Below are 24,261 nucleotides of genomic sequence, written 5' to 3'. Positions count from 1 at the left end.
TCACAATGAATAACTTGCGAAGGAAAGTGCATATGACTGACAAAGCATGGAAGGTACTAGGCTTTGCTATTGCATGCGGCAGCGCCGTATGGATAGGAACAGCAGATGTACAGGCCGCGAGATCAGAGAATTCCCCTAAGACCGGTTCGCCTGTGGCGGGCATAGAGGTTTATATGGATCAGTATCAGGAATCCATAAAACGGGAATCGACTGAGGCGTCGGCCGGTCTTACGCAGGAAAAAGTGAGGTATGGAACCTTTAACTCAATCTTCAAAAATCTTGGAGTTGCCACAGTGGAGGATTCCTTAAACATCAGGAAAGAACCAAAGAATGACGCGGAAATCGTAGGGAAATTGAGAAGCCATGCCGGCTGCAGCGTGCTGTCGGAAAAAAATGGCTGGTATAAAATAAAGTCAGGGCAGGTAACCGGGTATGTATCTGGAAAATACCTTGCCACTGGACAGGAGGCCAGAGCGATCGCTTATTATGACATGAAGCTGATGCTCCGGGTAAACACCGAGACCCTTCGGGTCCGCAGCCAACCGAATACGGATTCTGAAATTCTTGACAGGATCCATGAGGGCGAAACGTACCGTTTCATTTCTTATAAGTCCGGCTGGGCAAAATTCGATTATAAGGGCCAGACGGCCTATGCCTATGCACCGGAAAACGCTGCCATCGCTTATACCATACCGGAAGCGGAGAAAATTGGTGACCTCCGCAGCCAGGTTGTTAATTATGCGGTCGGGTTTGTGGGAAATCCATATCGTTGGGGCGGAACCAACCCGAATACCGGAGCGGATTGCTCCGGGTTTATCCAATATGTAATGGAGCATGCCGCAGGAGTCCATTTAGACCGGACCTCCAGGCAGCAGGCCGAAGAAGGACAGGCCGTAACGGCCTCCGGCATGGAGCCTGGAGATCTGCTGTTCTATGCAAGCGGCCGGGAAATCGACCACGTGGCCATGTATATTGGAAAAGGGAAGATCGTTCATGCAGCCAACCGGCGAAGCGGAATCAAAATATCCTCCTGGAACTACAGGAAGCCTGTCACCATACGGAGCGTGATACCATGATGGAACCAGGGAAAATACTGGTCTGTCACCCGTACACGCAGAAAAAAGGAGCTGTAACTCCATAGCCTATATTCACCGGCTTTGAAATTACAGTTCCTTTTATTTGGTTCTATTCAGGAAATTTCCATATTTTATTTGCCATATACTTTCCATTCAAGGATGCCTGTTGAGCTTCCTCCTTTTGAATCCATTGTAATGGAAATACCATTTGTTGTTACCGGAGTAAAGGTGGTGCTGTTATATTTATTAATTTCCGTACCTAACCCTTTGGGATTTTTTACGTTTTGCCAGGCATTCCCATCCCAGTATAATATATTATAGGAAGCCGGTACATCGATTCCCTGGCCATCTTTAAACCAATATACATCACAACCTGATATCGTGAAATTTTTAGGAAAGACATATTGAACCCACTGTGTTCCGGTTTCCGGCCAATTTCCGTAAACAGCGCCGCTTCTGTCATTTGAGCTTGACGGATCTATTCCATCATTTAATGCACTTATATTTTCCCAATCTGATACATAAGAAGCCGATGCAGCAGCCTGTCCGGCTATATTTGTTAATTGGGGGTCCGGGGTTGGAGTGGAGGCTGATTGGATAAATGTCATTTCATCTGCTAAATTGCTGATTTGTGATATTTCCAGACCGGATGCCGAATTATTCCACCATTTCGAATTCGGAGTAGTAATATCGGTAAATGAATCCTTATATCCTCCCCGGAATAAATCTCCGCGGTCTCCGCCATTTCTATTTTTTTCCAAATCAAATTTTCCATCGGCCTGTTCAAGAGATACTAAGTAATGACTGCCGGATGTCATTTCATTCCTGGAATTATCTCCATTTTCATCTACATGCCAGATCGCTAATCCTGCATCCGGCACGTCGGCATATCTTCCGTTTTTTTGAATGTTTTCGATGAGGTAATATTCATTGCGCTTATTACCTGACCATTGATAGGAATAGGAGTTTCCATTGCTGTCAGCTACTGCAGCAAATGTAGTTCCGGCGCCATATTCATTCATACTCATGGGTGTATTCCAGCCGGATATGATATTTCTGCAATATGGATCCGGCGGTACCGGATTTTTTTCATTGGCAGCAGTGCTCATTAAGCTATATGCTCCGGTACCCTGGGAATCTCCATCGTAATCGTACAGATCCGGATATCCGTAGATCATATGTCCGCTTTCATGGCATATGGTATAGATCGATAAATTATTTCCTATGTCAGACATTTCATATTTCTGGATTTTAGCGCCGTTAATATTTTCTGATTTCGGATACCAGGATTGATGAGGCCATAATCCTTTTGCCCAGCCCGCATCAGCGGTACCTGCATAAAGGATATTGACGGCCTTTAAATATCCGTTAGAGTCAGTTGTTAAAGTTGAAAGGTCAAAACCTGTAGATTTTAACCATTGAACCGCTTCCTCTGTGAGTTCATCTGCTTTAGCGTAGGAACCTGTTTCTTCATAAATATCATCGTAATAGGATTTTGGGTGTTTGGCAGTATAGAACCCTAATAAAGTATTTGTATATGTAACTTTCCCGCCGGATACGTCATAATAATAATCTCTTATGGATCCATTATTGTTAAAGCCGGTGTAATCGGTTCCATTAAAAAACCGCTCTATTTCCGATTTGGAAATACTGCTTTTGGTATCCGGGAAGTCTATTAAAATAGTCAATCCTTTTACGTCACCGGAAGCTTTGATTTTTGAATCCAGCAATCCATTGCTGTCCCTGTTTTTTGCTTCTGGAGTGTTTTTGAAATCCAATGCATGAAGTCTTTTCCTTACTGTATCAGCCTTCTCTTTTATTGCTTCGTTCTTTATTTTTAAATGCTTTTCAAGGTTATTTTTTACGTGATCTGTCTCGTCGATAGAGTCAATGTTATTTAACGCAGCATTTGTTTTGTAAATTTGTCCGGTAGAAACGTAATCTGTCTGATTTTCATTTAATTTTGCATAACAGATCCAGCCGTTTTCGTCCCGGCAAAGTGTATATCCATCCAAACTTTCAATCTGCTGAAAATATTCATCTCCTGTAACATCAACTTGAACTTTACTTCCATCTGGCTGGACTAACTCGTATTTTTTGTGACTATAGGGTGCTGCTGAAACTTGTGTGTTCGTGACCGTAAACATAGTTGCAACAGCAACTGCAGTTGTTAAAAGTTTAAGTGTTTTACGCATTATAAAGCTCCTTTCCATTTTGTGAAATACTTTTTCCATGTGCTTTATTCCACGCCTATCGATCGGTGTGTGAACTGACTATTATAATTTCTGCATTGGAATCACCTCATTTCAGACTTATTTGTTTCTTAAAGTAATATCGTATTAAATTGCGTATAATTAATGCAAGCAAATTAATTGTAAGAAATTTTAATAATTAGTTATAATTTATATAATAATTATGAAGAAACATCTTAATAGTTCGAAAATTGTTGGCTTTTGTCGAAGATAGATGCTTTATGCGTTTGACGGATTTAGTTAGATAAGTAAAACTTGCTTTAAAAGGGATTTTTGTGAATTATATTATAGATAAGGAAACAGCGGAATTGAATTTGAAACAGGAAACGGCTTATGTGTATGCTTAATTCCCTGCCTATCAGAATCATTAATGTTATAATTTCTATAAAAACGATAGCTGCAGCAATAACATTTTGCGGACATCTGGATTGAGGAAAAATTATGAATTTACATAGCCAAAGGATAAAACGATTAAAATATACAGTTGTACTTATTTTTCTGTTAATCGCAGAAAAACTAGAAGAGAAATAATTAAATTTTGGCAATTTAGCCCAAAAAAGAGACAGCGGATGATTCCCTCCGCTCCCTCTTTTCCCTCAAGCTCTATGAAAAAGTCCACAAACCTAGTCTTTTTTCTTCCCCAAATAGGCTGCTTTCACCGATTCATCCGCCAGCAGCTTTTCCCCGGAGCCGGTCATAGTAATTCTGCCCGTTTCCAGCACATAGCCGGTGTCAGCCGTATGAAGCGCCATATTGGCATTCTGTTCGATCAAAAGCACTGTCACGCCCTTCTTGTTAATCTCCCGGATAATGGAAAAGATATCCTTTACAATTAACGGAGCAAGCCCCAGTGACGGTTCATCCATCATCAGGATCCTCGGATGGCTCATGAGAGCCCTTGCGACCGCCAGCATCTGCTGCTCGCCTCCGGAAAGGGTACCGGAAAGCTGCCAGCTCCGTTCCTTCAGCCGGGGAAATAAATCATAGACCCAGTTGATGTCTTCCTCCAGGTCATCATTTCTCAAATAAGCCCCGATTTTGATGTTTTCGATCACACTCATATCCGGAAACACATGGCGCCCTTCCGGAACCAGAGCGATCCCCTTAGATATGATGTCCGGCGTATCCATGCCGATTAATTCTTCGCCATCCAGGGTGATGCTGCTTCCGGCCGAAGGCTTCACCAGCCCCACGATGGAGCGGAGAGTCGTACTTTTTCCGGCTCCGTTGGCGCCGATCAGGGTCACAATGCTTTTATCCGGCACCTCGAAGGAAATGCCCTTTACGGCCTCAATGCCGCCATAATTCACTCTTAAGTTATCAATCCTCAGCATCGTCGCTCACCCCCAGATATGCTTCAATTACCCGCTCGTTATTCTGGATCTCTTCCGGCGTTCCATGTGCGATCAGCTTTCCGAAATCCAGGACGTAGATGCGGTCCGAGATCTGCATGACCAGATCCATATGGTGTTCAATCATAAATACGGTAAGATGGTAGGAATCCCGGATCTGTTTGATAAAATCCGTCAATTCCTGTGTTTCCTGGGGATTCATACCTGCGGCCGGCTCGTCAAGCAGCAGAAACTTTGGTTCCGTTGCCAGGGCTCTGGCAATTTCCAGACGCCTCTGCAGACCATAAGGCAGGGAAGAGGCGATTTCATCTTTTAAATGAAGCAGGTTCTGTTCCTCTAAAAGGGCAGCAGTTTCTGCCCGCATCCGCGCTTCCTCCTTGCGGTTTAAGCGGAGGGTGGCGGAAAATACATTCTGTTTTGCCCGCATGTGCTTGGCAATGAGCACGTTGTCAAATACGGTAAGCTGGCCGAAAAGACGAATGTTCTGGAAGGTCCGGGCAATGCCCTTTTTCGTAATCACGTCCGGCGTATTGCTGATTGCCGGAATGGGTCTGGGCTTTACTTCCCCCAGATACATTTTCTGCATTTTTCCTTTTGGTGTATTGGAAAGAATGGTTTCTCCCATAAAATTCACCTGCCCGAACGTGGGCTCATAGATGCCGGTGACACAGTTAAATGCAGTTGTTTTTCCGGCGCCGTTGGGGCCGATTAAGGCCACGATCTCGCCCTGATTCACATCAAGGGTCAGTCCGTTTACCGCCACAACGCCTCCGAACTGCATGGTCACGTCCTGCATGTGGAGCACATTGACCGGAGTTTTCGCTGCTGCTGACATTATACATTTTCCCCCTTCTTTGCTTTATTTTTCTTCTTCAGTCTGGAGGGGATACTTCGTATGAGGCGCCCCAGCCCATCCCAGGAAAATTCGTTTGTGCCCATGATTCCGCGACGGTAGAAGAGTACCACTGCCATTAACAAAATGGAGAAGATCACCATGCGGAACCCGGAGCGGAACAGCGGAACTTCAAATCCGCCGATGACCAGCGGGTTATCAAAGAAACGCAGCCATTCCCTTCCTGCTGTAACCAGGAAGGCGCCGATAACGCTTCCCGTAATGCTTCCGATCCCTCCCAGCACGACGATCAGCAGGATGTCATAGGTTAAATTGATAGAAAAAGTCTTGGAGTCAATGGAACGCATGAAAATAGCCAGCAGCCCTCCGCCTACGCCTGTGAAGAAAGAGGAGATGACAAAGGCCAGCTCCTTATAGCGGAACAGGTTTAACCCCATGGCCTGGGCGGCCACTTCATCCTCCCGGAGAGCCTTAAAGGCGCGGCCGTAGGAGGAATTGATGAGCAGGACCATCAACAGGATACAAAGGGCACAAAGCCCGAAAGCCACAAACAGGTTCGGGAAGCCCGGTATGTTTTTTAAACCGTAGGAGCCGTTGGTGATCTTGTTTAACTGCGGTGCCGCAATGATGGCCCGGATTATTTCAGAAAAACCCAGAGTCGCAATGGCTAAATAATCGCTTTTCAAACGGAGCACCGGAATGCCGATGAGGGCGGCTACACCTGCGGCAAGGAGGCCGGCAATAATAAGAGCAAGCCAGAAGGGGCAGTGTATGTTTGCGATGGCAGGAGCAATGCCGTCAACGTAGTAAACGCTGGCCCGGCTGCCGACCGGTATGGTAAGAATGGCTACGGTATAGGCTCCGATCGCCATAAATCCGGCCTGGCCTAAGGAGAACAAGCCGGTAAAGCCGGTAAGTAAGTTCATGGAAACGGCGACCACCGCATAGATGGCGCTGCGCTCCAGGATGGAGATCTGATAGCTGTATCTGGCGCTGTTCGCCTGTAAAATGCCGAGCAGGCCAATGAAGAACAGCAGGGCAATGAGAGTATAAATCTTGTATTTGGAAATTTTTTTCTTCATAAGAGGCACCTCACACTTTATCGGTTGTCTTCTCACCAAACAGTCCGGTAGGCTTGATCAGGAGAATGACGATTAACAGAACAAAGGTAAAAGCGTCGCTGAAGGTGGAATATCCCATGGCTACCAGGGCGGTTTCACCAAGGCCCAGGATAAATCCGCCGATCACAGCGCCCGGAATGCTGCCGATGCCGCCGAATACCGCGGCCACGAAGCATTTTAAGCCAGGCAGGGAACCGGAAAACGGGAATACGGTCATACGGTCCGTAAAATAAAGCACCGAACCAATGGCAGCTAAAAGGGAACCGATTGCAAAGGTAAAGGTGATGATGCGGTTGATTTTAATTCCCATGAGGGCAGCGGTATCATAGTCCTTTGCTACAGCACGCATAGCCATACCGATTTTTGTTTTGTTGATCAGGATAATGAGTCCATATACAATGGCAAGAGTCAGGACCGGCGTTAAGAAAGTAACGAAGGATGCGGAAAGGCCGCCGATCTGGTAGATTTTCTTTAAAAATGGAATTTCCGGGTAACCCTTTGGCAGAGCCGTGAATAAATAGGTAGCCAGGTTCTGTAAAAGGTAAGAAACACCGATTGCAGAAATCATGACGGACATTCTGGGAGCGGAGCGTAAGGGGCGGTATGCCACCCGTTCAATGGACACGCCCAGGACAACGGTGATGAATAACACCATGGGAACGGCGATGTACCATGGAAAACCTGCCATAGCAAAAATCATAAAGTAACCGGCCATCATAAAAATGTCGCCGTGGGCGAAGTTGATGAGCCGCAGGATGCCGTAAACAAGCGTATATCCAATGGCGATCAGCGCATAAGCGCCGCCTAAGGAAATGCCGGTTAAGCACTGCTGGAAAAAGGTTGTAAGACTCATGTGGCGAAAGGCCTCCTATCTGTTGTGTATGTAATATATGCAGTTCCAGCTTACAAATGGAACGAGTGGGGAAGGAAAATACGTCCCCACTCATCCGGTAATGACTGCTTTGTCGCGGTATGTGCGATTATTTTACTGTAGTTGTAGTTAAGAATTTAAACCTGCCGTCTTCAATGGTCTTTATAAATGCCATGTCTTTCTTCGCATCTCCGTTTTCATCGAAGGAGATGCTTCCGGTCACGCCGTCAATGGATACGCCCTTTAATGTGTCGCGGATTGCAGTGCCGTCCGTGGAGCCGGCTGTTTCAATGGCCTTTAAAGCGCAGAGGTAAGCGTCATAACCAAGTGCGGAAACTGCTGGAATGATCTCATCCTGCTTTTTTTCTTTTAAATAGGTCTTAAAGCCGGAGATAAAGGAAGCTGCCTCATCGTTCGCCGGCTCTGCCTCATCAAAGAAGGTAGAAAGCACAACGCCCTCGGCGGAGTCGCCGGCGTTTTCAATGATGGTTGAATTCTCCCAGGTATCGCCGGCTGCGATGGTAGCGGTAATCCCAAGTTCACGGGCCTGCTTGATAATAAGCGGAGCCGTGGTGATGGAAGAAGGTGCAAAAATGATGTCAGGATCCTGAGCCTTGATGTTGGTCAGGATTGCCTTGAAATCAGTCTGGTTGGTCTGGAACTGCTCCTCGCTTACAATGGAACCGCCTAAGCCGGTAAAGGCTGTTTTAAAGAAGGAACCAAGGCCTGAGGAATAGTCATCGCCCAGCTGGGTGATGATGGCCGCCTTCTTGGCCCCGTTGTCATTGGCGTAGTTTGCCATGACCGTACCCTGGAACGGATCCAGGAAGCAGACGCGGAAATAAAAATCATTGCCCTGGGTTACCTGGGGGTTGGTACAGGAAGCGCCGATGGCAGGAATCTTGGCATCCGCGAATATCTGGCCTGCAGCGATGGAAACGCCGGAGCCGTAGCTTCCAAGGACTACGGAGACCTTCTCGCTTACAAGCTTCTGGGCTGCATTGACGGCTTCTGTTTTATCGGATTTATTATCTACTTCTACTAATTCAACTTTATATTCTTCCCCGCCGATTTTAACGGTCGGGTGAGTCTGGTTTGCGTAACGGATGCCTAATGTTTCCTGAAGGCCGCCGCCGCCGTTTTCTCCTGTGGTCGGTTCAAAAACGCCGATCTTTATGACCTTGGCGCCGCCGGAGGCGGAAGATGAAGAGCCGGAGCTGCTGCATCCGGCGATCAGGCTGGCGCTCATGCAGGCTGCAAGAGTGAGTGCAAATACTTTTTTTAATTTCATAATTAATATCCTCCTTTATGTGTATCCCCTGCGAACACAACTGTCTTTCGTGTGGACACACGTTGCATTATATTATATCAGAAGATCGAAAAAGTGCAAGAAAAAAATGAAAGAAAATAAGAATTTAAAGTAAAATTCTTTTTTCGCAATTAAAATGGAGTTCCCCTCTTTTGACAAGAGGCAAAACTCCATTGTTCACCTGAAAACGATTTGGTATTTAACGGTTATCTACGGCTGCCCTGATAAATTCACGGAACAGCGGATGAGGCCTGTTGGGTCTTGATTTGAATTCCGGATGGGCCTGGGTCGCGAGAAACCACGGGTGGGAAGGGATCTCAACCATTTCCACAATGCGTCCGTCCGGGGAGATACCGGAAAGCTTCATTCCGGCTTTTGTTAAAAGCTCACGGTAGTCATTGTTTACTTCATAACGGTGCCTGTGGCGTTCATGAATCAGTTCTGCGCCATATACCTCATAGGCCCTGGAAGACTTGTCCAGTACGCAGGGATAGGAGCCAAGACGGAGGGTGCCGCCAATATCCTCGATCCCGTCCTGATCCGGCATTAAGTGGATGACCGGATGGGGGGTGTCCGCATCAAGTTCCACGGAATGGGCATCGGCAAGGCCTGCCACGTGGCGGGAAAATTCCACGATAGCCATCTGCATGCCAAGGCACAGGCCAAGGAATGGTACATTGTTTTCACGGGCATAACGGATGGAAGAAATCTTTCCCTCGATGCCACGGCTGCCGAAGCCGCCGGGAACCAGAATTCCGCTGACATCCTGGAAGATGCCGGCTGCGTTTTCATCTGTGACTGTTTCGGAATCTACCCATTTAATATGAACCTTGACACGGTTTGAAACGCCGCCGTGCTTCAATGCTTCCACCACGGAGATGTATGCGTCGTGAAGCTGGATGTATTTGCCGACCAGAGCAACGGTTACTTCCTTTTCCGGATGTTTCCAGCTGTCGATCATGGCAGCCCACTCGGTTAAATCCGGCTCCGGGCAGGGGAGATTTAAGCTTTCGCATGCCACCTCGGCTAAATGCTCCTGCTCCATCACGAGAGGAAGCTCATATAATACCTCCACGTCCAGGTTCTGGAGTACATGGGTCTTGGGAACGTTACAGAATTGTGCGATCTTGCTTCGGATTCCGTCATCAAGGGGCAGTTCGGAACGGCATACGATGATGTCGGGCTGGATTCCCATTCCCTGTAAGTCTTTTACACTGGACTGGGTCGGTTTGGTTTTCAGTTCGCCGGAAACTTTCAGATATGGAACAAGAGTCACGTGGATGAGAATGGCATTCTCGTGGCCTACTTCATGTTGGAATTGGCGGATCGCTTCCAGAAAGGGCTGGCTTTCGATGTCGCCGACTGTTCCGCCTACTTCTATGATGGCAATCTCTGTTTCAGAAGAATTGTGGTTGCGGTGAAAACGGCCTTTGATTTCGTCGGTAATGTGAGGGATAACCTGTACCGTGCCTCCTCCGAAGTCCCCGCGCCGTTCACGGGTCAGTACGGTCCAGTAGACTTTACCGGTGGTAACGTTGGAATTCTGGGTTAAGTTTTCGTCGATAAAGCGTTCGTAGTGACCAAGGTCAAGATCGGTTTCTACGCCGTCCTCAGTGACGAAAACTTCACCATGCTGAACCGGATTCATGGTTCCTGGGTCGATGTTGATGTAGGGATCGAATTTCTGCATGGTGACTTTATAGCCCCGGGCTTTTAAAAGTCGTCCAAGAGACGCTGCGGTAATACCTTTGCCAAGTCCGGACACGACACCTCCGGTGACAAATACGTATTTCACTGACATAACAGTGTAACCTCCTTCTGTGATGGTATGGGGATATTTTTAAAAAAGAGATTATACACCTATTTAAAAAAAAAATCCAGTGGCTTTAAAAAAAAACTTAGATTATTAAGTGAAAGTTTTTATGTAGTTATAATGACTCAAAGATACAAAAAATATTTGTAAAAAGTATACGAAAACCATAAAACCATCTGTCATTCTTAGCTTTTTGTATTGAAACCCATGAAAGTATATGCTAATATAATATATGCTGCACAATGTAAGTGCTTACAAATGCTTTGAAAAATATGCCATATCCATATAGCCTTGCTCATAATTGTACTGGAAGTGATACAAGGCGTATTTTTTATGCAATTATTTTATATAAGGAGCATTCATGAAAAAAGGAAATTTGAAAAAGGGTATCTGCCGGGGGAAAGGCAGATATGGCCAGCTTCTGTTTTTTCTGGATCAAATTCGGCAGAAAATGCACCTAAGAAGAGTTGTAAGCGGGAATCCGGCTGCAATGCAGATGTGATACCCATCAAACTTATGAAGAACGGGTTTATATACGTCTGACAGGGGGTGGTTTTAGAGTAAGATTCTATAAGCTGTATATATTCCATATAAAAAGACGAATTGATATTGACAAGAGTAAAAAGAATGTTATACTGAGTTATGTATTTTTATTATTATAAGGCCATGACAATTGCGTCAGGTGAGCCAGTGGCTGAACCTGGCGCTTTTTAGCTGGCCCGAACATATGTTTAAGGAGGAGAAGATTATGAAATTAAAGAAATTGGCCGGTCTGGCTTTGGCAGGCCTTATGGCCCTGTCTTTGTCGGCCTGCGGAAACTCAGCATCCTCATCCGCCGCCGGTACGGAAAAAACAGAAGCTAAGGCTGCAGGGTCTGAAAAAGCGGAAACCACCGGTGCAGAGACTAAGGAGGCCGCTTCCGGGGGCGGAATCGCCAAAGAGGATATAAAGGTAGGTTTTATTTACATAGGAGATGAAAATGAGGGCTATACGGCTGCCCATTACAAGGGCGCAATGGAAATGAAGGAAGCCCTGGGATTATCCGATGATCAGATCATCATAAAATGGAATGTTCCTGAGGATGAGACATGTAAGGATGCGGCCATGGATCTGGCTGATCAGGGCTGCAGCATTATATTTGCCAACAGCTTCGGTCATGAATCCTATATTATGGAAGCTGCAAAAGAATACCCGGACGTGCAGTTCTGCCATGCCACCGGATATCAGGCTGCTTCCAGCGGATTAAGCAACATGCATAACTACTTTACCAATGTATTTGAATCCCGCTATGTATCCGGTGTGGCAGCAGGCCTTAAGCTGAACCAGATGATCGAAGAGGGCAAGGTGAAAAAGGATGCCGTTAAGATCGGTTATGTAGGCGCTTATCCGTATGCGGAGGTTATCAGCGGTTATACCTCCTTCTTTTTAGGCGTGCGTTCCGTATGTCCGGAGGTTTCCATGGAAGTAAAGTACACCAACAGCTGGGCAAGCTTTGACCTTGAGAAGGAAGCTGCCGATGCCCTGATTTCCGACGGCTGTGTTTTAATAAGCCAGCATGCGGATACCACCGGTGCTCCTACGGCCTGTGAGGCTGCCGGCGTTCCATGTGTAGGCTATAACATTTCCATGACAGCAACCGCTCCGAAGACAGCACTTACCTCTGCTTCCATTGACTGGGGTCCATATGTAACCTATGCGGTACAGAGCGTCATTGACGGAAAGTCCTTTGAAACAGACTGGTGCCAGGGCTACAAAGAGGGCGCAAATTCCATTACAGAGCTCAATAAAGATGTGGTTGCTCCCGGAACTGAGGAAAAAGTGAAGGAAGTGGAGGATGCATTAAAGGCAGGTACCCTCCATGTGTTTGATACTTCTGCTTTTACCGTAGACGGCAAAAAACTGGAAACCTATAAAAAGGACGGAAGCGATGTGGAATATATTGCCGATGGTTATTTCCATGAGTCTGAGCACGGTTCTGCACCTGCATTTGATATTTTGATCGATGGCATCACGACCATTGATAACTAGTTTACTGCCGGACATGAGTCAGGATTAAAAGCGGCGCCAGATTTTCTGGCCCCGCTTTTTGCTGTATGAGATAGTTGGGAAAAAATGGAAACGGAGGTTAGCCGGGTGAAAGAGAATTATGCCATTGAATTGAAAAACATCACGAAACGGTTTGGAAAGGTAGTTGCCAACGATAAAGTCTGCCTGTCTGTAAAAAGAGGAGAGATCCTGTCCATTCTTGGTGAGAACGGAAGCGGAAAGACCACGCTCATGAATATGATTTCCGGTATTTATTATCCCGATGAAGGTCAGATCGCCATTGATGGGAAAGAGGTCACCATCCGGTCCCCCAAGGATTCCTTTGACTTGGGGATCGGCATGATCCATCAGCATTTTAAGCTGGTGGAGGTACTTACCGCAGCGGAAAACATCATTCTGGGCCTGCCGGGCAGGGAGCTTCTTGACCGGAAAGCCGTTGCGGAAAAAATAAACAGCCTTACTGAGAAATACGGTTTTGAGCTGGACCCGAACCAGAAGATTTATACCATGTCTGTTTCCCAGAAGCAGACCGTTGAGATCGTGAAGCTTTTATACCGGGGCGTGGATATTCTGATATTGGACGAGCCGACCGCTGTTTTGACGCCGCAGGAAGCCGACCGGCTGTTTGCAGTTCTCCGCAATATGCGTAAGGCAGGACATTCCATCATCATCATCACCCATAAGCTTCATGAGGTGCTGGCTCTGTCCGACCGGGTGTCCGTGCTGCGCAAGGGACAGTATATCGGAACCATTGCAACTGCTGAAGCCACAGAAGAGTCCTTAACGGAGATGATGGTAGGAAAGAAGATAAGCTTAAACATTGAGCGCCCTGATCCGGTTTCACCTGTGAAACGTCTGTATGTCAGCGGACTTACCTGTCTCAGCAAGGAAGGGGTAAAGACTCTGGAGGATGCGTCCTTTACCGCCAGCAGCGGGGAGATACTGGGAATCGCAGGCGTGGCAGGAAGCGGCCAGAGGGAGCTTTTAGAGGCCATCGCCGGACTGATACCGGCTGCAGAAGGTTCCATTACATACTATCCGCCGGATGGAGGAGAGAAGGAGCTGACTGATATGACGGCGGCCGAAATAGCCAGGGCCGGAGTCCGGCTTTCCTTTGTGCCGGAGGACAGGCTTGGCATGGGGCTGGTAGGTTCCATGGACTTAACGGATAACATGATGTTAAGAAGCTATCAAAGCGGACGGTCCTTTTTTGCGGACCGGAAATCACCAAAGGCCCTGGCAGAACGCCTCATCCACGAGCTGGAGATCGCAACCCCCGGAACTGCCATCCCTGTGCGGAAGCTGTCAGGCGGAAATGTGCAGAAGGTGCTGGTGGGACGGGAGATTTCTTCTGCTCCGGCAGTGCTTTTGGTGGCTTATCCGGTCCGGGGTCTGGATATCCATTCCTCTTACACCATTTACCATCTGCTCAATGAACAGAAAAAGCAGGGAACTGCGGTCCTGTGTGTGGGTGAGGATCTGGATGTGCTTATGGAGCTGTGTGACCGGATACTTGTCATGTGCGGCGGAAAAATAAGCGGCATTGTGGACGGCAGAACAGCTACGAAAGAGGATATAGGACGGCTGATGATGAAGGCAGGAGGTAACAGGGATGAGTAAGGGAAAAGAACCGGTTTTTCAAATGGCAAAAAGGGAGTCCATTGAGTCCTGGAAGGCATGGCTGATCCGGCTTACGGCGGTTATACTGTCTTTGATCGTCTGCGCGGTTGTGATCATTGCCCTCACCGGGCTCAACCCCATGGAGGTTTACAAAGGGATTTTTGAAGGAGCTGTCGGTACTGAGCGGAGGGCCTGGATGACCATCCGGGATACCCTGGTCCTTCTGTGCATTGCGGTAGGCATTACACCGGCATTTAAAATGAGGTTCTGGAATATCGGAGCGGAAGGACAGGTGCTCATTGGCGGAGTTACTTCGGCAGCCATGATGATCTATCTTGGTAATACCCTTCCCCCTCTGGTCCTGTTTCCTCTTATGTTTTTGGGAAGCGCTCTGGCGGCCATGGTATGGGCGGCCATTCCTGCCTTTTTTAAGGCATGGTGGAACACCAATGAGACACTGTTTACCCTGATGATGAATTATGTAGCCATGCAGGTGGTTACCTTTGGAATCATTTTCTGGGAAAATCCCAAGGGCTCCAATTCCGTTGGAACCATCAATTCTGCCACAAAGGGCGGCTGGCTGCCCAGGCTGTTCGGCTTGGAATACGGCTGGAACTTAGCAATCGTTTTAGCCCTTGCAGCTGCCATGTTCCTTTACTTAAGATACAGCAAGCACGGATACGAGATTTCCGTGGTGGGCGAGAGCGGGAACACGGCCCGGTATGCTGGAATTAACGTAAAAAAAGTGATATTAAGAACCGTGGCCTTATCCGGAGCTTTATGCGGTATTGCCGGATTCATCATAGTCAGCGGCGCCAGTCATACGATTTCCGCCAGTACGGCCGGAGGGCGCGGCTTTACGGCGATCATCGTTTCCTGGCTCAGTAAGTTCAACACCTTTTCCATGATCCTGGTATCCTTTTTCCTTGTGTTCATGCAGAAGGGTGCCGGCCAGATTGCCTCCCAGTTCAATTTAAATGAAAATGCTTCCGATGTAATAACGGGTATTATTCTGTTCTTTATTCTGGGCTGTGAATTCTTTATTGATTATAAGGTGAAAATCCGGGGCGGGAAGCAGTCCAGAACAGATTAGAGAGGAGTAAGAAAACATGGGATTTTTGGTTATATTTATTCAAAAAGCCATCGGACAGGGAATCGGCATCCTGTATGGAGCGCTGGGAGAGATCCTGACGGAGAAATCCGGTAATTTAAATCTGGGAATTCCGGGCATGATGTATATGGGAGGCATTGCAGGTCTGATCGGTGCATTTTTATATGAAAATTCAGCATCAGATCCAAGCGGTCTGGCAGGCGTGGTGATCTCCTTCTTATGCGCCTTTTTCTGCGCGGCCTTTGGCGGACTGATCTACAGCGTTCTGACCATTACCTTGAGAGCCAATCAGAATGTGACCGGCCTTGCTCTCACCACCTTTGGCGTGGGCTTCGGCAATTTTTTCGGCGGTTCTTTATCAAAGCTTGCCGGCGGTGTGGGACAGATTTCCGTTGCAGTGACCGGCGCAGCTTTTAAAACACCGGTTCCGGGGCTGTCAAAGCTTGGATTTATAGGACAGGCACTGTTTTCCTACGGTTTTCTGACATATCTGGGAATCGTTCTGGCCATAGCACTTTCCTTTTTCTTAAACAAAACCAGGAAGGGATTGAATTTGAGAGCCGTGGGGGAAAGCCCGGCTACTGCGGATGCTGCAGGAATCCGCGTAACGGCCTACAAATACCTTGCCACCTGCATCGGAGGGGGCTTAAGCGGACTTGGGGGCCTGTACTTTGTCATGGAGTATTCCGGCGGGACCTGGACAAACAATGGATTCGGAGACAGGGGCTGGCTTGCCATTGCACTGGTTATCTTTGCCCTCTGGAAGCCGGTAAATGCCATCTGGGGTTCCATCCTGTTTGGCGGATTGTATATTCTATACCTTTACATCCCGGGGCTCAGCCGGGGCGCCCAGGAGATATTCAAGGCTCTGCCCTATGTTGTAACGATCATCGTACTTATCATTACCAGTTTAAGAAAAAAAAGAGAGCATCAGCCTCCGGCAAGTCTGGGTCAGGCTTATTTCCGGGAAGAGCGCTAAAAAATTCATTTCTGTTAAATAAAACCGGACTGGTGTGTTTATAAGGATTTTATAATTCTTTTCTTGATTTATGGGGAGACTGACACTATAATGAGAGAGGTATAGTGGGTAGAAACTATCCGGATTGGAGAATTTACACAGATGGATAACAATAATCAAAATAATAATAAGATGCCGAAGAATGCCCAGGTAATCGCTGTATGGGTGATCACGTTTCTTATTGCGGTCGCAGGGATCTCATACCTGCACAGCGCGATTACGACGAGGACCAACAAAGAGCTGAGCTATGACATCTTTATGAATATGGTAGATGACAAGCAGGTGGAATCCGTTAACGTAGACGATACGAAGATCACGATCAATCCCAGGAAAACCTGGGAGGGATATAAGCCTGGAGTTACCTATTTTACCGTAAGGATGGACAATGATTTAAACCTTGCGGAGCGTCTGCGAGCCGCAGGGGTCGAGACCATGCGCATCCGCCGGGATGGAAATTTCTTCATTCAGACCATAGTCAGCTACCTGCTTTTATTTGCAGCCATGGGGTTCCTTTTAAACTTCATGATGCGCCGCGTCGGGGGCGGCGGGCTTATGGGCGTGGGAAAGAGCAACGCCAAGGTCTATGTGCAGAAGGAAACAGGTATTACATTTAAGGACGTAGCCGGAGAAGATGAGGCAAAGGAGTCCCTGACGGAAATCGTGGATTTCCTGCATAACCCCGGCAAGTATACGAAGATTGGTGCAAAGCTTCCAAAGGGAGCATTGCTTGTTGGACCTCCTGGAACGGGAAAAACCCTTCTTGCCAAAGCCGTTGCAGGTGAGGCCCATGTTCCCTTCTATTCTCTTTCCGGTTCTGATTTCGTGGAGATGTTCGTAGGCGTGGGCGCTTCCCGTGTCCGCGATTTGTTTAAGCAGGCCCAGGAGTCTGCGCCCTGCATCATTTTCATCGATGAGGTGGATGCCATCGGGAAAAGCCGTGACTCCAGATACGGCGGCGGCAACGATGAGAGGGAACAGACATTAAACCAGCTGCTTTCTGAAATGGATGGATTTGATTCCTCCAAGGGGCTTCTGGTTCTGGCAGCGACCAACCGTCCGGAGATTCTGGACCCGGCGCTTCTCCGTCCGGGCCGTTTTGACCGGCGGATCATTGTGGATAAGCCGGATTTAAAGGGGCGTGTGGACATTTTAAAGGTTCACGCCCGTGATGTGCTTCTTGATGATACCGTTGATTTAGATGCCATTGCTCTGGCAACCTCAGGAGCCGTTGGTTCCGATCTTGCCAATATGATCAACGAAGGTGCCATTCTGGCGGTAAAGAGCGGCCGCCATGCAGTGTCCCAGAAGGATTTATTCGAGGCAGTGGAAGTGGTGCTGGTCGGCAAGGAGAAGAAGGACCGTGTCCTCAGCAAAGAGGAGCGCCGCATTGTTTCTTACCACGAGGTGGGCCATGCCTTGGTCAGCGCCCTTCAAAAGGATGCGGAGCCGGTGCAGAAGATCACCATCGTTCCGAGAACCATGGGAGCCCTGGGGTATGTGATGCATGTGCCGGAGGAAGAGAAGTTCTTAAATTCCAAGAAAGAGCTTCATGCCATGCTGGTAGGCTATCTGGCCGGTCGTGCGGCGGAGGAGATCGTCTTTGATACCGTTACGACCGGTGCGGCCAATGATATCGAACAGGCCACCAAGGTAGCCCGGGCCATGATCACCCAGTACGGCATGTCAGAGAAATTCGGTCTAATGGGACTGGCTGCCAAGGAAGACCAGTACTTGAGCGGCCGGACCGTGATGAATTGCGGGGAAGCCACTGCCGCCCAGGTAGATGATGAAGTCATGAAGATGCTTAAGGAAGCTTATGAAGAGGCCAAGAACCTTCTGATAGAGAACCGGGATGTCATGGATAAGATCTCAGAATTCCTGATAGAGAGAGAGACCATTACCGGTAAGGAATTTATGAAGATATTCCGGGAGGCAAAGGGCATTCCGGAGCCGGAGGAAAAGGACAAGGATTCTGAGAGTTCGGATAAATCAAAGGAAGACGGACTGGCCGATTGGGTCCAGGAGAAGGAAGAGGAAAAGGCGGAAAAGGTTGAGGAAGAATCCTTTTTCGATGTCGGAAATATAAAGAACTAAAGGTACTTTAAAATAGCTGCTTCATGGGAGAGCCATGGGGCAGCTGTTTTTTATGGGGCGTGGCCCGGAAGTGGCAGGGATGGCGGATAAGTTTTCCTGCGGTTTTAAATCACTCTGGACTCCTGCGTGGATAATTATATTGTAAGAAATGGTTATTTTTGTTATAATAGGATATCAGAAGCCTTGGATTAATTAGGAAAACGTATGGCAATGAAAATCAATCGGCTGTCATGAACTGGTGATAGCCTTTTTTTCTGTCTGTTTTCATAAAATGAGGCAGGTACTCCATGTAAGGAACTGATGATGCAGCAGAAAAACAGGAGATGATACAGAAACCAATGATACTGATGAATGAAATACCGGACCGGTTCTGGGGATTGTTCCGTTCCATTAACCGGTCTACGTACATAGAAGCTCTGTTAAAAATCAATGAGGAATATGAATACAGCAACTACTTTTTAAGCCGGGAGGTCTGCCTCCAGGTCCTGGAGGAGTATTTCACCCAGAAGCGGCTGGTCATCTGGCAGGATGAGCTGGAAGACGAGGCAGATGCCATGGAGCCTCCGGCAGCCAGGGTCTTAAACTGGCTTTTAAGGGCAGGCTGGCTTCGGAAAGTGGATGATTATGCCTCCATGACGGTAAATATCATAATCCCTGATTATGCTGCTGTCATGCTTGAGGCATTTTTTAAGCTCACAAGCGACGAAGAGGATGAGACCCAGATCTATATCCAGAATGTCTATGCCATCCTGTTTTCCTTAAAGAATGATCCCAGGGCCGGCGTAAGTCTTTTAAACACGGCCTATGTTAATACAAAGCGGCTTAACAAGACCCTGCAGGATATGCTTCACAACATGGACAAGTTCTTTGCAAGCCTTTTGGAGCAGAAGGCATACGGGGAACTGTTAAAGGAACACCTGGAAGGATATGTAGAGGAAATCGTAAAAAAGAAATACCATATTTTAAAGACATCGGATAATTTTTATCTTTACAAAAATGATATCAAGCGGTGGATCGGCTCCATGCGGGAGGATATTGAATGGCTGGACCAGATGAGCCGCCGCAGCGGTCAGAAGGTGACAGCAGCGGACATTGCGGAAAAGCTGGACCAGATCGAGCGGGGATTTGACGATATCGAGCACCGCATTGCCAACATGGATAAGGAGCATTCCCGGTATATCCGCGCCACGGTTACCAGGCTTAACTATCTGTTGAACCAGGAGGACAACATGAAGGGGCTTGTCATAAAGCTTTTGAATCATTTGTCTGAGGCAGAGGATCAGGAGGAAGCCATAAAAGAAGCGGGAAAATGTATGAATTTATCCCTGATGTCCATTTTTTCTGAAATGTCCCTCTATAAAAAAAGAAGGGCCAGGTCCGTTTTTAAGGAAAATTTAATGCCGGAGGAGGAACCGGCGGAGCTGACCATGGAGGAGATATTAAGTTTAAACCGGCTTAAAAACCGTTACGGCCGGAAGGAAATTGAAAGCTATATAGAAGCTCATATGGAAGAAGGACGTATGGTGGTAAGGGAAGATACGGTCCGCTCCCCGGAGGAATTTGAAAAGCTGATTCTGGCCTACGATTACTCCACCAGACGGAAAAGCCTGTATCAGGTGGAGGATCCGGAGCCGGAACTCATTGATAACGGCAGATACCGCTACCCGAAGCTGGTATTTATAAGGAGGAAAGAATCATGACCTATGAAGAAAATGCTGGCATCATCAGCCAGATTCCATATTATGACGCTTTGGGACAGGAGGAAAGGGCGGAGGTAACTGAAACCATCCGGCTTCTTCTGCGTCAGACCTTTGTTCTGGAGCACAAGTACGACAAACGTTCCGGCCGGTTTACCTTTAATCCGGAATTCAGGATCTGCAACAAGCACCTGGAGTTTATCCGGGCTTATTTCTCCGTCAGCGGAGTGAATGTTCTGGAAAACAGTCAGACAGGGCTTATCTATATCCAGGGTGAGAATACGGTGGGAGACAAGCTTCCCAAGTTAGCGACGCTTTATCTGCTGGTCTTAAAACTGATTTACGATGAGCAGATGGCGGCGGTGTCCACCAGCGTTAACATCTACACCACATTAAGTGAGATCCATGAAAAGCTGGGAAATTACCGCTTATTTAAAAAACAGCCTGCGCCCACGGAAATCCGCAGGGCTGTCACATTGTTAAAAAAATATCAGGTTCTGGAGCCTCTGGACCTTTTGGAGGATCTGGATGCAGACAGCCGTATGATCATCTATCCCAGCATCAATGTGGTGCTGTTCGGCGACGATGTACGCGCCCTGTTAGAATCATTTGGAGAAGGAGACGATGACGATGATGAACCAGAAATTTGAGGCCCTGTCCCGGATACTCCTTAACAACTGGCATTATATCAACCGGAAGACCCTATCCTTTAACCGGGAAATCAATTTCTTCACCGGACATTCCGGCAGCGGGAAATCCACGGTCATTGATGCCATGCAGATCATTCTGTACGCAAATACCGACGGCCGGGGATTTTTTAACAAGGCTGCGGCCGATGATTCGGACCGGAATCTGATCGAATACCTGCGCGGCATGGTGAACATCGGAGAGAATAATGAGTTTGCCTATTTGCGGAACCAGAATTTTTCCACCACCATTGTTCTGGAACTGAAACGGACGGATACGGACGAGTGCCAGTGTGTGGGTATCGTCTTTGATGTGGAGACCGCTACCAATGAAATATCCAGAAAGTTTTTCTGGCATAAGGGTCCTCTGTGGGAAAACGGCTACCGGACCGGTTCCAGGACCATGACCACTCACGAAGTGTCCGCTTATCTTCAGACCTTCTATTCCAAAGAGGATTATTTTGCAACTTCCCATAACGAGCGGTTCCGCAGGCAGCTGTACGATGTTTATCTGGGCGGCCTGGATTCGGAGAAATTCCCCCTTCTGTTCAAACGGGCCATTCCGTTCCGCATGAACATCAAGCTGGAGGATTTCGTAAAGGAATACATCTGCATGGAGCAGGACATCCACATTGAGGACATGCAGGAAAGCGTCATGCAGTACGGCCGCATGCGGAAGAAGATCGAAGATACCTGTGTGGAGATCAATGATCTGAAGGGCATTGGGGAAAAATTTGGGTTGGTTCGTGAAAAGGAAGAGGATATCCGAAAAAACACCTATTTCCTCCGGAAAATGGAGATTCTGGATCATCAGACCAGAATCCAGGCACTGACGGATAAGACCGGGCTTGCCAAAGCCGATCTGGTCCGTCAGGAGGAGCAAAAGGCCGGTCTGGACGGACAGATCCATGATCTGGCCAGACAGGGAGAGGAACTTCTCCGCAGGATTTCCTCCACCGGCTATGAGGATTTAAAGAACCAGCTGGGCTCTGCAAGAGAACTGTCAGACCATTTGAACAAAAGCGCTGTCAAGTGGTCCCAGACCGCAGAGCGGTTAAAGGCCTGGGCAGACGAAGAGACTACTTCCAACCAGACCATATGGGACATGGAAGAGTTCGAAAAGAACACTGTGGATGAAGAAAAGCTGAACCGTTTGAAAAAATCCATAGCCGGGATGCAAAAGGAAACAGAAGAAACCAGAAAAGAGGCGGAGGGTGCACTTCGGGATATCCGGAAAAAGGAACGTCTGACCAGTGAGGAGCTTACCCAGCTGAAGACAGGAAACAAGGCTTATCCAAAGTATCTGGAGCGTGCAAGGTCTTTCATCCGGCAGCGTCTTTTAGAGGAAACCGGCAGGGCGGTGGAAGTCCATGTACTGGCGGATCTTTTGGATATCAGGGATGAAACCTGGAGAAATGCGGTGGAAGGTTATCTGGGAAATAACAAGCTGTCTCTGGTAGTGGCTCCGGCTTACGCGGAAGCAGCCATGGCTGTATACGGAGAACTGGACCGGAATGAATATTTTAATGTGGCAGTTCTGGATATCGAAAAGGCAGGGCAGAATTCTTATGAAGTTGCGGCAGATGCTCTGGCGGAAGAGGTGGTGGTACGGGAGTCTTATTTGCAGCCGTATATAGACCTGCTTTTAGGGAAGGTGGTAAAATGCAGGAGCATAGAAGAACTGCGCCGCTGCCGCATCGGAGTGACTCCTGACTGCATGTTATACCATACCTTCCGTTTGCAGCATATGAATCCCGATAATTACACCAAGTTCGCCTATATCGGCAAGGACAGCGTACGCAGAAGAATCCGGCTTCTGGAAAAGAACCTGGCTTCTATGGAGGAGGAGAAAAAGCCCCAGGAGAAGCTTTTAAAGGAGTGTGAAAGGATTCTGTCCATGGAGGCGTTGAGCGAGGATACCGGCGTTTACTTAGAGTGGCAGCAGGATATGGCAGCCTTGAAAGAGAAGGAAAAAGAGATCAAAAAGCTGGAACAGAAGCTGGAGAAGCTCAAGGCCCGGAATGTAGAGGAATGGGAGAAGGAGCGGGAGGCCATTGGGAAGCTCTGCGAGGGAAAGAGGGCGGAGCAGAGGGCTGTGGATAAGCTGATTTTCGATATCAGCGGTAAGATAGAAGGCTTTCATAAGGAGGTTTTGCAGCTGCAGGAAGAACTGGTTCTGAAAGAACGGGAGTTTAAACCGGATGAGGAGCTGGAAACCGAGGTAAAGAGATTTTTAGAGGGCAGCGAAACTCCGCGGTATGACCGTCTTAAGGATAAATTCTTTGGAAAATGGAAGCAGGCAGAGGAAGCCCGTGACGAGGCATTCCGGCTCCTCGTGGCTGCCAGAGGGGATTATGCCAGAAAATACCCTAACCGGAATTTCTCGCTGACAGAAAAGGACAACCGGGAGTATGACAGTCTTCTTGAAATCATGGAGTGCGGAAATCTGGAAGAATATAAGAAGCTTGCTGCCGAGCAGGCCAAGTCCGCGGTCCTTCATTTTAAAGAAGATTTTATTTTCAAAATCAGATGTGCCATACGGGATGCCCTGCAGCGGAAGGATGAGCTGAACCGGATCATCAGCCGCCTTGATTTCGGAAAAGACAAATACCAGTTCGTCATCGGGAAGAACCGGGGGGCTGACGGCAGATATTATGACATGTTCATGGATGATTCCCTGGAGGTAAATCCGTCCTACCTTAGGGATTCCCTGGACAACCAGATGAATCTGTTTACCATGGAACACGAGAATCAGTACGGGGAAGTGATCAATGATCTGATCAATATTTTCATTCCGCCGGACAATGCCACGCCGGAGCAGATGGAGGAAGCTAAGCGGAATATGGATAAATATGCGGATTACCGGACCTATTTATCCTTTGATATGCAGCAGCTGATCCAAAACGAGGACGAAGTCATCAAGATCCGCTTAAGCAAGATGATCAAGAAAAATTCCGGCGGTGAAGGGCAGAACCCCCTTTATGTAGCCCTGCTGGCCAGCTTTGCCCAGGCCTACCGCATCAGCCTGTCCCCGAAAATACAGAGGAATCCCACCATCCGTCTGGTGGTGCTTGATGAGGCATTTTCCAAGATGGATGGGGAGAAGGTGGCAAGCTGTATCGAGCTGATCCGCGGTCTGGGCTTCCAGGCCATTATCAGTGCAACCAATGATAAGATCCAGAACTATGTGGAAAACGTGGACAAGACCTTTGTGTTCGCCAATCCCAATAAGAAGTCCATATCCATCCAGGAATTTGAGAGGGAAAGCTTTCCGGAATTGATGCGGGAGCTTGATGAGGAGGAAATATAGGCAGACGTTAATGAATATGATTCATGGTGAA

Annotated in this window: 17 protein-coding genes; 10 read left to right on the top strand and 7 right to left on the bottom strand. The window is 47.8% G+C overall.

Going from position 1 to position 24,261, the window contains the following annotated elements; genetic code table 11:
* Positions 1-32: 32 nt before the first annotated feature.
* Positions 33-1,076, top strand: coding sequence for a C40 family peptidase (locus tag BQ9856_RS00215; RefSeq protein WP_077609197.1), 1,044 nt, complete (start codon positions 33-35; stop codon positions 1,074-1,076).
* Between the two features lie 131 nt (positions 1,077-1,207).
* Here BQ9856_RS00215 and BQ9856_RS00210 read toward each other — a convergent pair whose 3' ends face one another.
* The 7 genes from BQ9856_RS00210 to BQ9856_RS00180 form a co-directional block, all read right to left on the bottom strand.
* The gene (locus tag BQ9856_RS00210) at positions 1,208-3,271 is read right to left on the bottom strand and encodes a M6 family metalloprotease domain-containing protein (RefSeq protein WP_077609196.1); all 2,064 of its coding nucleotides are present in this window, start codon (positions 3,269-3,271) and stop codon (positions 1,208-1,210) included.
* A 680-nt stretch (positions 3,272-3,951) separates the two neighbouring features.
* Positions 3,952-4,662: an ABC transporter ATP-binding protein gene (locus BQ9856_RS00205; protein WP_077609195.1), complete on the bottom strand. Its 711-nt coding sequence runs from the start codon at positions 4,660-4,662 to the stop codon at positions 3,952-3,954.
* On the bottom strand, positions 4,649-5,515 hold the full coding sequence (locus BQ9856_RS00200; RefSeq protein ID WP_077609194.1) for an ABC transporter ATP-binding protein: 867 nt from the start codon (positions 5,513-5,515) through the stop codon (positions 4,649-4,651). Before BQ9856_RS00200 ends, BQ9856_RS00205 begins: the two co-directional genes overlap by 14 nt.
* The gene (locus BQ9856_RS00195; protein WP_077609193.1) at positions 5,515-6,615 is read right to left on the bottom strand and encodes a branched-chain amino acid ABC transporter permease; all 1,101 of its coding nucleotides are present in this window, start codon (positions 6,613-6,615) and stop codon (positions 5,515-5,517) included. Before BQ9856_RS00195 ends, BQ9856_RS00200 begins: the two co-directional genes overlap by 1 nt.
* A gap of 10 nt (positions 6,616-6,625) precedes the next feature.
* A complete protein-coding gene (locus BQ9856_RS00190; RefSeq protein WP_077609192.1) occupies positions 6,626-7,507 on the bottom strand; it encodes a branched-chain amino acid ABC transporter permease in 882 nt (293 codons plus the stop codon).
* A 127-nt stretch (positions 7,508-7,634) separates the two neighbouring features.
* Complete coding sequence (locus BQ9856_RS00185) at positions 7,635-8,816, bottom strand: ABC transporter substrate-binding protein (protein ID WP_077609191.1); 1,182 nt, start codon at positions 8,814-8,816, stop codon at positions 7,635-7,637.
* Positions 8,817-9,033: 217 nt separating this feature from the next.
* Complete coding sequence (locus BQ9856_RS00180; RefSeq protein WP_077609190.1) at positions 9,034-10,635, bottom strand: CTP synthase; 1,602 nt, start codon at positions 10,633-10,635, stop codon at positions 9,034-9,036.
* Between the two features lie 373 nt (positions 10,636-11,008).
* On the opposite strand from BQ9856_RS00180, the gene BQ9856_RS24415 reads away from it, so the two are divergent.
* From BQ9856_RS24415 to BQ9856_RS00140, 9 genes are all read left to right on the top strand, one after another.
* Positions 11,009-11,149, top strand: coding sequence for a hypothetical protein (locus tag BQ9856_RS24415; RefSeq protein ID WP_159441908.1), 141 nt, complete (start codon positions 11,009-11,011; stop codon positions 11,147-11,149).
* A 246-nt stretch (positions 11,150-11,395) separates the two neighbouring features.
* Positions 11,396-12,676 (top strand): BMP family ABC transporter substrate-binding protein, encoded by a 1,281-nt coding sequence (locus BQ9856_RS00175; protein ID WP_077609189.1) that lies wholly within the window; start codon positions 11,396-11,398, stop codon positions 12,674-12,676.
* 105 nt (positions 12,677-12,781) lie between these two features.
* A complete protein-coding gene (locus BQ9856_RS00170) occupies positions 12,782-14,314 on the top strand; it encodes an ABC transporter ATP-binding protein (protein WP_077609969.1) in 1,533 nt (510 codons plus the stop codon).
* Positions 14,307-15,407: an ABC transporter permease gene (locus tag BQ9856_RS00165; protein WP_077609188.1), complete on the top strand. Its 1,101-nt coding sequence runs from the start codon at positions 14,307-14,309 to the stop codon at positions 15,405-15,407. The genes BQ9856_RS00170 and BQ9856_RS00165 overlap by 8 nt, the downstream gene beginning before the upstream one ends.
* Positions 15,408-15,423: 16 nt before the next feature.
* Complete coding sequence (locus BQ9856_RS00160) at positions 15,424-16,404, top strand: ABC transporter permease (RefSeq protein WP_077609187.1); 981 nt, start codon at positions 15,424-15,426, stop codon at positions 16,402-16,404.
* A gap of 141 nt (positions 16,405-16,545) precedes the next feature.
* On the top strand, positions 16,546-18,537 hold the full coding sequence (gene ftsH, locus BQ9856_RS00155) for an ATP-dependent zinc metalloprotease FtsH (RefSeq protein WP_077609186.1): 1,992 nt from the start codon (positions 16,546-16,548) through the stop codon (positions 18,535-18,537).
* A gap of 323 nt (positions 18,538-18,860) precedes the next feature.
* Positions 18,861-20,237 carry a Wadjet anti-phage system protein JetA family protein gene (locus BQ9856_RS00150; protein WP_442855450.1) on the top strand — a complete coding sequence of 459 codons (1,377 nt, stop codon included), beginning with the start codon at positions 18,861-18,863 and terminating at the stop codon, positions 20,235-20,237.
* A complete protein-coding gene (locus BQ9856_RS00145) occupies positions 20,234-20,884 on the top strand; it encodes a DUF4194 domain-containing protein (RefSeq protein ID WP_077609184.1) in 651 nt (216 codons plus the stop codon). Before BQ9856_RS00150 ends, BQ9856_RS00145 begins: the two co-directional genes overlap by 4 nt.
* On the top strand, positions 20,865-24,230 hold the full coding sequence (locus tag BQ9856_RS00140; protein ID WP_077609183.1) for an ATP-binding protein: 3,366 nt from the start codon (positions 20,865-20,867) through the stop codon (positions 24,228-24,230). Before BQ9856_RS00145 ends, BQ9856_RS00140 begins: the two co-directional genes overlap by 20 nt.
* Positions 24,231-24,261: the final 31 nt, after the last annotated feature.

This window comes from Clostridium sp. Marseille-P2415, from assembly GCF_900155545.1.
Classification (GTDB): domain Bacteria; phylum Bacillota; class Clostridia; order Lachnospirales; family Lachnospiraceae; genus Lacrimispora.
This window is presented reverse-complemented; position numbering and strand designations above follow the sequence as displayed.